We start from the raw sequence: 10,400 nt of genomic DNA, 5'->3' as shown, positions 1-10,400 counted from the left end.
TGGTCTCCTATAATCTGCTGAGAAAGGAAATGGTTGATATAGCAGGGGAGGCTGGAGTCATACCGACGCGAATTAGCTTTGTTGCGGCATTAAATATCCTGGTATCGCAGGTCAGAGTGAGCGGTAAAGGCGCTGCGGGAAACATCCCTAAGCATCTGAAAGGAATGAGGGAAAATGTAAAAGCGTTTATCCTTCCGGAAAAAAGAAAGCACCGACGATACGATCGTACAGTGCTTTACATACCACCTAAATATCCGTTCAGTTTTAAGTCACGTGAGGCTTAAGTGAACGGCATTACGCTTAAAAGTGGGCGTTTTTTATGTTGGGTGATCAGGAATCAGCGCCGATTTACCGTGTTATGCAATGGCTGCATTGGGCGTACCTGCACTTGTTTTATCATATTGTCCTGCACCGCGAGGATCTCTACCGCGTAGTTCTCCACGCGCAGGTTGGCACCTACTTGCGGAATCTCTTCCAGAATCTCCAGCAGCATGCCGTTCACGGTGCGCGGGCCATCAGCAGGTAAGGTCCAGTTGAAGGCTTTATTCAGTTCACGAACGTTCGCACTGCCTTCAATGACGACAGAACCGTCGCTTTGTGGCGTAACTTCCTCTGCCAGCGTCGGGGACATGGATGTCGTAAAGTCGCCCACGATCTCCTCAAGAATATCCTCGACCGTCACCAGCCCCTGAATATCACCATATTCATCGACCACGATGCCCACTTTCTTCTTATTGCGCTGGAATTTTACCAGCTGAATGTTGAGCGGTGTGCCTTCGGGAATATAGTAAATTTCATCGGCTGCACGAAGCAGGTTCTCTTTGGTGAACTCTTTTTTCTCGGTCATCATGCGGTAGGCTTCGCGCAGGCGCAGCATACCAATGGCGTCATCCAGAGAATTACGATAAAGCGCAATGCGGCCATGCGGGGAGTGCGTCAACTGGCGGATGATCGACTTCCAGTCGTCATTGATGTCTATGCCGACAATTTCATTACGCGGCACCATGATGTCATCAACGGTGACTTTTTCCAGATCGAGAACCGATAGCAACATGTCCTGATTGCGGCGTGAAATCTGCGAGCGGGATTCGTTTACAATGGTGCGTAACTCCTCTTTGCTCATAGCATCGCTAATTCCCACGTTGGTTTTTACGCCACACATGCGCATCAGCAGACGAGACAGACTGTTGAGGATCCACACCAGCGGCATCATGATTGTTTGCAACGGGCGCAGCAGCAGGCTGCTTGGAAACGCAATACGCTCAGGGTTCAGCGCCGCAAAGGTTTTCGGCAACACTTCAGCGAACAGCAGCACGACAAAGGTCAGAATACCGGTCGCTATCGCCACTCCTGCATCCCCGTACAAACGGATGCCCACAATTGTTGCCAGAGCGGAAGCGAGAATGTTGACCAGGTTATTACCGATGAGAACCAGGCTTATCAGTTGGTCAGGCCGTTTCAGCAGTTTCTCAACGCGGCGCGCTCCACGATTGCCTTGTTTGGCGAGGTGACGTAAACGGTAACGGTTGAGCGTCATCATGCCGGTCTCGGAGGCGGAAAAATAAGCCGAAACCACCACCATTATGATCAATATGATGATGAGGGTAGTTGTCGAGACGTGCTCCAACGGGGAATTCCTTATTTATTGATTGAACTGCGGTTTATTGATGAACCATGAGTTGCTGAATGAAGCGGCTACCGAAATAAGCCAGCGTCAGTAATGCGGTGCCAGTCAGACTGAACCACACCACGCGGCGACCGCGCCAACCTTCATGATAGTGGCCCCACAGCAAAACGATATAGACAAACCATGCGAGAATCGATAACACCGCTTTGTCGATGTTTTCCCGGCTGAACAGATTATCCATATATAACAGGCCGGTGCAGAGTGTTAGTGTCAGCAAAATGACGCCAACCTGCGTGATGTGAAAGAGTTTACGCTCGATAGTCATCAACGGGGGCATATCGTTGTTGAATGTCAGACGTTTATTTTTCAACTGATAATCAAGCCAGGCCAGTTGCAGTGCATAAAGAGCTGCAATGATAAGCGTCGCGTAGGAAAATAGTGCCAGGCCAATATGCACCAGCAACCCTTTGCTTTGCTCCAGATGAGTGATGAACTCGCCGGGAAGGAAGGTGACGAAAGCCAGATTTATCAGTGCGAAACTATAAACAATCGGTAAAATAAACCAGCCACGGTTGCGTGAAGCAACAATGGTCATTACCGTACAAATAATCAGACTGACCACCGAGCCGATATTCACCAGGCTCAGGTTCTGGCCAGTACTGACATCGAAGATGCGTTGCTGAAGTGCTCCAGCATGGCAAATCAGTGCGACGATCACGGATATCAATGCTAAACGCCGGTATGCACCATTCTTCCTGATAATGCTCGGGATGATCAGGGCAAGACTGAGCAGGTAGGCCAACATGGCGATAACGGAAAAAACTGACATAGCGTTTCATTAGCATCAAAAATGAATGAGACAGTCAGTATAACGTTACGCGCGTCACGCTCCAACCTATCTGAGACGCCAAAGCAGAGATCGTCAACGCTTCGTGTTATAATCCCGCAATTGTGTCGCTAAGGCGGCCTGTCATTACGTTGAGCAAGAGACGATGTTTGAGAATTTAAGCGATCGATTGTCGCGCACACTGCGCAATATCAGCGGCCGTGGGCGGCTGACCGAAGAGAACATTAAAGAAACATTACGTGAAGTCAGAATGGCATTACTGGAAGCGGACGTTGCGCTGCCGGTCGTGCGTGACTTCATCAGCCGGGTGAAAGAGAGCGCCGTTGGCCATGAGGTCAACAAAAGCCTGACACCGGGCCAGGAATTTGTAAAAATTGTCCAGAAAGAGCTGGAAACAGCCATGGGCGAGGCCAACTCCGAGCTTAATCTTGCTGCTCAGCCACCGGCCGTTGTGCTGATGGCCGGCCTGCAAGGCGCCGGTAAAACCACCAGTGTGGCGAAGCTGGCGAAATTCCTTAAAGAAAAGAAAAAGAAGAAAGTGCTGGTTGTTTCTGCCGACGTATACCGTCCTGCGGCGATCAAGCAGCTGGAGACGCTGGCCGAGCAGGTTGGCGTTGATTTCTTCGCGTCTGATGCGCAAGAGAAGCCGGTCGACATCGTTAACCGCGCGCTGCAACAAGCTAAACTCAAATTCTACGACGTTCTGATTGTCGATACCGCCGGCCGTTTACACGTCGACGAAGCGATGATGGACGAAATCAAACAGGTACATGCGGCCATTAAGCCGGTTGAAACCCTGTTTGTTGTCGATGCGATGACCGGCCAGGATGCGGCCAATACCGCCAAAGCCTTTAATGAGGCGCTGCCGTTAACCGGCGTGATCCTGACGAAAGTCGACGGTGATGCGCGCGGCGGTGCGGCGTTGTCTATCCGCCACATTACCGGCAAGCCGATTAAATTCCTCGGGATGGGCGAAAAAACGGATGCGCTAGAGCCATTCCACCCAGATCGTGTGGCTTCCCGTATTTTGGGCATGGGCGACGTTCTCACGCTTATCGAAGATATTGAGAGCAAAGTTGACCGAGCACAGGCTGAAAAGCTGGCGAACAAGCTCAAGAAAGGCAACGGTTTTGACCTGACCGACTTCCTCGACCAACTCAAGCAAATGCGCAACATGGGTGGCATGGCCAACATGATGAGCAAACTGCCTGGCGTCGGCCAATTGCCTGATAACGTCAAATCGCAAATGGATGACAAAGTGCTGGTGCGCATGGAGGCGATCATCAATTCGATGACGCTTAAAGAGCGCGCCAAGCCAGAGATTATTAAAGGTTCCCGTAAGCGCCGTATTGCGATGGGTTCCGGCATGCAGGTGCAGGACGTCAACCGCTTACTCAAGCAGTTCGATGACATGCAGCGCATGATGAAGAAAATGAAGAATGGCGGCATGGCAAAAATGATGCGTGGCATGAAAGGTATGATGCCACCAGGTTTCCCAGGCCGTTAATCGACAACACTGGCTATTTATCAGCCACATAAACGGCCCCAAGCATACTCAGGCAAATAGCGACGGAGGCAATCTACGCTTTCGATTGCTTTTTGCGCCAAAATGAGTAAAATTTTGGGGCTTTTTATATTGCAACCAGACCCCGTTCCCCGATGGGGTCTGGTTGTTTTATTAACTAAAGAGGATGTTATGGTAACAATTCGTTTAGCACGTGGCGGCGCAAAAAAGCGTCCATTTTATCAAGTAGTAGTGACCGACAGCCGCAATGCTCGTGATGGTCGTTTCATCGAGCGCGTAGGTTTCTTCAACCCATTGGCTTCTGGCCAGGCTGAAGCACTGCGTCTGGACCTGGATCGTATTACCCATTGGGTAGATCTGGGTGCAACCGTTTCTGATCGCGTATCTTCGCTGATCAAAGACTTTAAGAAAGCGGCTTAATCTGTCGCGGTGGTAACAATGAGCAAACAACTCAATCCAGTGACGCCCGCTGAGCCGATAGTCCTCGGCAAAATGGGGTCAACATACGGCATTCGTGGTTGGCTCAGAGTGTTTTCATCCACCGAAGACGCCGAAAGCATCTTCGAATACCAGCCTTGGTTTATCCAACAAGCCGGTAAGTGGCACGTTGTCGAGCTGGAAGGCTGGAAACGTCACACTCAGGACCTGATCATCAAAGTCAAAGGCTTTGACGATCGGGATGCTGCGAATCTTCTGACCAATTGCGAAATTGTGGTCGATTCAAAGCAACTTCCTTCACTGGAAGACGGCGACTACTACTGGAAAGACCTTTTTGGCTGCCAGGTAGTCACAACCACCGGTTACGAGCTGGGTAAAATCATCGATATGATGGAAACCGGTTCTAATGACGTGATTGTTGTTAAAGCCAACCTGAAAGATGCCTTCGGAATCAAGGAGCGGTTAATTCCGTTCCTCGATGGGCAGGTTATTAAGAAAGTCGATCTCACTACTCGAATCATCGAAGTAGATTGGGATCCTGGTTTTTGACCTCCGTAGCGTTTACTGACGTATTTTATACTGAAGTCGCTGAAGGCAGGTTGGGTGGAATGTTGTCTAATGGGAGTGGGCTATGTGGATCGGTATAATTAGCCTGTTTCCTGAGATGTTTCGCGCAATTACCGACTACGGGGTAACTGGCCGGGCAGTAAAGAATGGCCTGTTGAGCGTAAATTGCTGGAGTCCTCGTGACTTCGCATACGATCGACATCGTACCGTGGACGAGCGGCCTTATGGCGGTGGTCCCGGAATGCTGATGATGGTGCAACCCTTACGGGAAGCGATTCATGCAGCTAAAGCGGCGGCAGGCGAAGGTGTGAAAGTGATTTATCTTTCACCTCAGGGACGCAAACTGGATCAAACCGGTGTTTGCGAATTGGCGGCCCATCAGAAAATTATTCTGGTGTGTGGTCGTTATGAAGGGGTTGATGAGCGTGTGATCAAAACCGAAATTGACGAAGAATGGTCAATTGGCGATTACGTTCTCAGTGGTGGAGAGTTACCGGCAATGACGCTGATAGATTCAGTCTCCCGTTTTATTCCGGGCGTTCTGGGTCATCAGTCTTCAGCAGAGGAAGATTCTTTTGCTGATGGGTTGCTCGATTGCCCCCACTATACCCGACCTGAAGTGTTAGAAGGCATGGAGGTACCGCCGGTTCTACTGTCGGGAAATCATGCTGATATACGTCGCTGGCGCCTGAAACAGTCGCTGGGTCGAACCTGGCTTAGAAGACCTGAACTTCTGGAAAACCTAGCTCTGACTGACGAGCAAGAGGTGTTGCTGAGAGAGTTCCAAAAGGAACATCGGCTTAGTCAACAAAACTATGAAGGGACCGCTTGAGCACTACGCCAAGCCTTCCCGATATATCAGTTTACCTAGGGTAAGAGACATATTATGAGCAATATCATTAAACAGATCGAACAAGAGCAGATGAAGCAAGACGTACCTGCATTCCGTCCGGGTGATTCCGTGGAAGTTAAGGTATGGGTCGTTGAAGGTTCTAAAAAACGTCTGCAGGCATTCGAGGGCGTGGTTATCGCTATTCGTAACCGCGGTCTGCACTCTGCATTCACTGTTCGCAAAATTTCTAACGGCGAAGGTGTTGAGCGTGTATTCCAGACTCACTCCCCAGTAATCGACAGCATTGCTGTTAAACGTCGTGGTGCCGTTCGTAAAGCTAAACTGTACTACCTGCGTGAGCGTACTGGTAAGTCAGCTCGTATCAAAGAGCGTCTTAACTAAGGTATCGCTAACGCGACATCGACTAGTTAATATGAAACAAGGGGTTAGCCATCGGCTAACCCCTTTTTTGTTTATGTGGCGGCAAAATGGCGATGAAAAAAAGCCTGCGGGGCAGCAGGCAAAGATAGGAGCAAAAAACAGAGTCGTGTTCTGTCAGAAGTCGGGTCAGGCTGTTTGCATTCCTGCTTGCAAAGTCACGCCCGGCTTGGAAATAACGCGGGCGACGGACTCGTGTGTGGCGAATGTACAGCTGCACTCAATATTCTGGCACTGATGATAGCGTTCTTTGGTCGACTCGCTGAGATAGCGGCTTGAACGGGTGTGGGCGACCTTACCGCACAGTGGACAATGCATCATAAAAACCTCCGGCTTGTTGGTGAGCGTTGAGATGATTATGAAACGAATAACTTGCAAAAGCAAGTTAAGTTATGTAATTGAGGCCTGGTAAGTTATGTCATTAATATAAACTTTCAAATTCAAGGTGGTGACGAACCCTTTGTCAGCGACATCGTGCACCACTGAATCAATGATCCAGCGCTGACTATCGATGACATCTTTGAATCCACTGACCACCACCGGAGTTTGAGGAAAAAGATCAGCCCTGCCCAAAGCCAGCTTAATACTGAACGACGCGACACCAGATTGAATCTGCTTGAAAACTGAGTCAGCGGCCCGCGTAGCAGATTCCTGGTCAGCATAAATCTTGCTCAGCACTAAAAGGTTCTCTTTAGCGCCGGCCATATAACTCTGCTCAGTGGCATCACTCCCGGCACTTTCACCACTCATTTTCGACGCAGGGTGCGGTGAACTCGCCGCGCCAGGTTTTGCACCGCTACGTTGAAGGGCAACCTGGGGAGACTGGGCTTTTTTGACGTCATGCCAGATGGCTGTGACCCCGGAGTAAGCCTGTTTATCGATGATTTTGAATGAATGTGAGTCACCATCCGAGCGGTTAATACTCATCCAGGGTATCGCCTTGCCCGATGCTGTCAGGCCATAGCCTGGCTTGATAAAAAGGATCGTTCCCTGTTTTACCGTAGCCTGTGCACCGTTCATCTGGGCCAGACGCATCAGGAAATAGGCGTCGGTTTCATTGGTTTGATCAATATGCGTAATGGTAATTGCATCGAGCTCAGGCAATAGCTGTGGCAGCTGCAGTTTATTGCGTTGGGAAACCAGGCGAACGATAGCGCCAAGGGTGGTGTCGTCATAAGAATAACTGCCCTTAGTATCAAAGCTTCCACGAAAGTCAGCGCTTCTGGCCACGATACTCAGCCTGTCCGGCGCACCGTTGTGGGTCACCGTATCAACGATAAACGAGCCACAGTCGTATAACGCCTGCCCCGACCAACCCAGGTGCAAGTGCAATACAGTACCTCGTTCCGGCATCTGAAAGGCGCCGTCGCTGTCATCAAAGAGGACTTCCAGGGTATCGGCGGTAAAGCCGCTGTTGTCGGTCATTTTGATCGACATCACCCGCTCGCGCACGCTTTGTTCCAGGGCTTTATTTTTCACCATCAGTGTAAAGTCTGGCACGATCCGTGCGCCAGCGGGTAATTGAAGTTGAGTGATCATAGGCTTATCCCGCCCGGGTAAAACTGTTTGACCGCCGAACTGGCTTTTTCATACAAGCCATATGCCTGATCCTGCAGATCTGCAAACATCGCAGAGTAGGATTCATCTACGCGTTTTAGCGTCAATGTGAAATTGACACTCCGCGCGCGGCCATCGGCATTTAGCTGCGCGTTGTTGTGATGGATGTTCTGCACCACGAACATGCCATAAATCGTCCCGCTGCCTTCAATCAGTGGCCATGCGCGTCCCGAATCCGCCATATTCTGCAAAATCTGCAAATAGCGCAGACCACCGGTCAGTTCCGGTAACAGCTGTCCGGCCAGCGCAATGGTTTCAGTGCCGAGGCCAAGATATTGCGAAATCGGGCGCTGGCCGATGCGGCTGTTTTCCGCCCAACTGTATTTTACGTCCCGATCCAGGGTCTGGTAGGGAAGGGTTCTGAGTTTGAAAACAAATAATCCCAGTGTCATCATCATGAATAATATCCTCCGAACCCGAACTGACTCAGTTGGGCAGTGGTTTTGTTTGAGTCGTGTTGATCAATGGCTTCTGATATCCATTTTTGGACCTGCTGTTGATCGGTCTCCGGGGTGGCGGTAAAACTTAAATTAACTGTAGTAGCCCGGTTGTCCGCGAGCGTGTTTGCCGCGTTGACCTTCGCCGGCTGATACAAACTTAATACGCCGCCGCTGGGTGTCATGCTATTGCCAAAATCCACGGATGTATTTTGCTGCGCTGGTGGTTCATTCGAGTCGTCGCTGAAGAAATTCAAGACCGAATCAATTCCTTTTCTGGCCCAATTGAACACTTCCCCGATCTGCGCAACGGCTTTATTCAGCGTGACGAAAATAGCGGCAAGTGCCTCGCCGACATTTTTACCAATTTCACTGTAGCCATTAAGTTCATCTTTACTGAATTTGATGGGCGCGAATAAATCAGTTATCCAGGTCAGCGCAGTCTGGAAGGGGGCAAAAGCGTCACTTACCGGCCCCATCACGGAGCTGAAACCTTCAATCATGCCGCTGACAAAGGCGCTGATGGGGTCCCAGAGTTTGACCACTGCAATGCCAATCCCGGCAATCAGCGCGATAACGGGCAGCAGGGGCAATCCGATAGCAGCGAAAGCCGCCGCGATAACGCCACCGGTGCTGGTGAACACGCCACCAAGCAAACCTGCGGCTGCCATTAACATATTGACCCCACTGAGTACCGGAGCGATGACCGTGCCAAGAAAACCCAAGCCGCCCACTAAGCCGGTTATACCCAGTGCTACCGTCATTAATGAGTTCACCAACTGGGGATTATCGGTTATCCAGGTGTTCAGGGTGGTCAGCCAGCCAGTTGCTGTTTGCGTCAGTTCGCGCAGTGCAGCGCTTTGCCCGTCAAATAGATTGATACGGATCGTGTCCCAGGTGGCGAACAGCTTGGTGATATCGCCGTCCAGATTGTCACCCTTCACCCGTACCTCGGTTTGCGCGACCGGTGTTGCACCATTAAGGGCTGCCGGCGTTTGGGCCAGAATCTGATCCGCATTTAAACCGTTAGCTGCCAGATTGCTTTGTTGAGTCAGGACGTCTGCCGGGCTATGGCCACTGTTCGCCATGGACAGAGTTTGCTGACGCAGTGCTGCAAGGCGCGGATCGCTATTCTTCAGGCCAAGCTTCGCCTGCATTTCGGATAAGCCTTTTTGCAAATCAGCACCAGGCTGGAAGATGTTTTTTGCCAGCTCAAGTTTTGGCTGCGCAAAGGCGACCATCGACGAACTGGTGTTTTTCAGCTGATCAATCTTCTGTGCCCGGGCTCTGTATTGTTGACCGATGTCGCTGCCTTGCTGCTTCTGACTCTCCGGGTGTGGCCGGTTGCCGGCGAATGGTTGCTGACTGCTCGACTCGGCAGGTTTTGGACGTCGTAAGAGGGCAGGGCCATTGACCGCGAGCTGGCTCCGGGCAGCAGATAATTTATCTAATACCTGCGACCCTTTTCCCAATCCCTGAAGTTCTTCGGCCGTGCGGTCGATATCTTCTGACATCCGGCTAAATAAGGTTCTTGGCGGGGATTGGGTAAAACGCTTCCAGACGTCAGAGGTGGCATTTTTCAGGGGCTGGAGTTGTTGAATGATTTTCCCCAACGTGGCGGGGATCTGTTCGAAATTACTCATCTGTTTTTACTCCACTGCGTTGCAACGCTTTATATCGCCAGTTCATCAACTCGGTGAGAAACATGCCGTCCATTGCGGACGGCGGCCAATGAAAAATCACCGCGATATCTGCCATCAGATCTTCAACGGTCAGTCGGGGATCGATGTTTACCCGGCCAGTTTCGGCGACAAAAAACCGATCACCTTGCCAGCCAGGGCGATCAGGTCCGGTAATTCAAGACGGGCGCACTCTTCTTTGGTCAGGTTCGGGTAAGTGATGCGCGGTAAAATGGTGATTAGCGCGTCAACGTCGGCATTGGCCAGTGCGGCCAGACCAATCCCACGCAGGCTACCGGCATTGGGTTTGGTTACCTGGATTTCAGTAATCTCAACGTCACCGCGTTTAAGGGGTACATCGAGAACGACGGTATTTTCTTCGAGGCTCATGAG

The 10,400-nt window shown here is 50.8% G+C and carries 13 protein-coding genes and 1 pseudogene; 6 read left to right on the top strand and 8 right to left on the bottom strand.

The features are described from left to right. Positions 1 to 284, top strand: a pseudogene (locus EAH77_RS24535) (IS4 family transposase); the annotation flags it as partial. Between the two features lie 53 nt (positions 285 to 337). Here the strand turns inward: EAH77_RS24535 and EAH77_RS24530 are convergent. Together EAH77_RS24530 and EAH77_RS24525 are read right to left on the bottom strand one after the other, a co-directional pair. Further along, the gene (locus tag EAH77_RS24530; RefSeq protein WP_140476032.1) at positions 338 to 1,627 is read right to left on the bottom strand and encodes an HlyC/CorC family transporter; all 1,290 of its coding nucleotides are present in this window, start codon (positions 1,625 to 1,627) and stop codon (positions 338 to 340) included. A 34-nt stretch (positions 1,628 to 1,661) separates the two neighbouring features. Further along, positions 1,662 to 2,456, bottom strand: a complete 795-nt coding sequence (locus EAH77_RS24525) for a cytochrome C assembly family protein (protein ID WP_140476030.1) — start codon at positions 2,454 to 2,456, stop codon at positions 1,662 to 1,664. Between the two features lie 163 nt (positions 2,457 to 2,619). Between EAH77_RS24525 and ffh the strand changes: the two genes are divergently transcribed. From ffh to rplS, 5 genes are all read left to right on the top strand, one after another. Further along, positions 2,620 to 3,981 carry a signal recognition particle protein gene (gene ffh / locus EAH77_RS24520; protein ID WP_140476028.1) on the top strand — a complete coding sequence of 454 codons (1,362 nt, stop codon included), beginning with the start codon at positions 2,620 to 2,622 and terminating at the stop codon, positions 3,979 to 3,981. A gap of 189 nt (positions 3,982 to 4,170) precedes the next feature. Further along, positions 4,171 to 4,419 (top strand): 30S ribosomal protein S16, encoded by a 249-nt coding sequence (gene rpsP, locus EAH77_RS24515; protein ID WP_140476026.1) that lies wholly within the window; start codon positions 4,171 to 4,173, stop codon positions 4,417 to 4,419. Between the two features lie 18 nt (positions 4,420 to 4,437). Continuing rightward, on the top strand, positions 4,438 to 4,986 hold the full coding sequence (gene rimM, locus EAH77_RS24510) for a ribosome maturation factor RimM (RefSeq protein ID WP_140476024.1): 549 nt from the start codon (positions 4,438 to 4,440) through the stop codon (positions 4,984 to 4,986). An 82-nt stretch (positions 4,987 to 5,068) separates the two neighbouring features. Beyond that, a complete protein-coding gene (trmD, locus tag EAH77_RS24505) occupies positions 5,069 to 5,836 on the top strand; it encodes a tRNA (guanosine(37)-N1)-methyltransferase TrmD (protein WP_140476022.1) in 768 nt (255 codons plus the stop codon). A 54-nt stretch (positions 5,837 to 5,890) separates the two neighbouring features. Continuing rightward, positions 5,891 to 6,238: a 50S ribosomal protein L19 gene (gene rplS, locus EAH77_RS24500; RefSeq protein ID WP_056772777.1), complete on the top strand. Its 348-nt coding sequence runs from the start codon at positions 5,891 to 5,893 to the stop codon at positions 6,236 to 6,238. Between the two features lie 165 nt (positions 6,239 to 6,403). Here the strand turns inward: rplS and EAH77_RS24495 are convergent, their stop codons facing one another. The 6 genes from EAH77_RS24495 to EAH77_RS24470 all read right to left on the bottom strand — a co-directional run bounded on the left by EAH77_RS24495 (position 6,404) and on the right by EAH77_RS24470 (position 10,397). Further along, a complete protein-coding gene (locus EAH77_RS24495; RefSeq protein WP_140476020.1) occupies positions 6,404 to 6,595 on the bottom strand; it encodes an ogr/Delta-like zinc finger family protein in 192 nt (63 codons plus the stop codon). 69 nt (positions 6,596 to 6,664) lie between these two features. Next, positions 6,665 to 7,813 carry a contractile injection system protein, VgrG/Pvc8 family gene (locus EAH77_RS24490; protein ID WP_140476018.1) on the bottom strand — a complete coding sequence of 383 codons (1,149 nt, stop codon included), beginning with the start codon at positions 7,811 to 7,813 and terminating at the stop codon, positions 6,665 to 6,667. Beyond that, positions 7,810 to 8,289 carry a phage tail protein gene (locus tag EAH77_RS24485; RefSeq protein WP_140476016.1) on the bottom strand — a complete coding sequence of 160 codons (480 nt, stop codon included), beginning with the start codon at positions 8,287 to 8,289 and terminating at the stop codon, positions 7,810 to 7,812. The genes EAH77_RS24490 and EAH77_RS24485 overlap by 4 nt, the downstream gene beginning before the upstream one ends. Next, complete coding sequence (locus tag EAH77_RS24480; RefSeq protein ID WP_140476014.1) at positions 8,286 to 9,971, bottom strand: phage tail tape measure protein; 1,686 nt, start codon at positions 9,969 to 9,971, stop codon at positions 8,286 to 8,288. Before EAH77_RS24480 ends, EAH77_RS24485 begins: the two co-directional genes overlap by 4 nt. After that, positions 9,964 to 10,086: a GpE family phage tail protein gene (locus tag EAH77_RS24475; protein ID WP_140476012.1), complete on the bottom strand. Its 123-nt coding sequence runs from the start codon at positions 10,084 to 10,086 to the stop codon at positions 9,964 to 9,966. The genes EAH77_RS24480 and EAH77_RS24475 overlap by 8 nt, the downstream gene beginning before the upstream one ends. A gap of 32 nt (positions 10,087 to 10,118) precedes the next feature. Beyond that, positions 10,119 to 10,397, bottom strand: a complete 279-nt coding sequence (locus EAH77_RS24470; RefSeq protein ID WP_140476010.1) for a phage tail assembly protein — start codon at positions 10,395 to 10,397, stop codon at positions 10,119 to 10,121. Positions 10,398 to 10,400: the final 3 nt, after the last annotated feature.

Source organism: Ewingella americana (genome assembly GCF_006438725.1).
Classification (GTDB): Bacteria; Pseudomonadota; Gammaproteobacteria; order Enterobacterales; family Enterobacteriaceae; genus Ewingella; species Ewingella americana_A.
The sequence above is the reverse complement of the archived record's forward strand: the minus strand, read 5'-3'. Positions and strand labels throughout refer to the sequence as shown.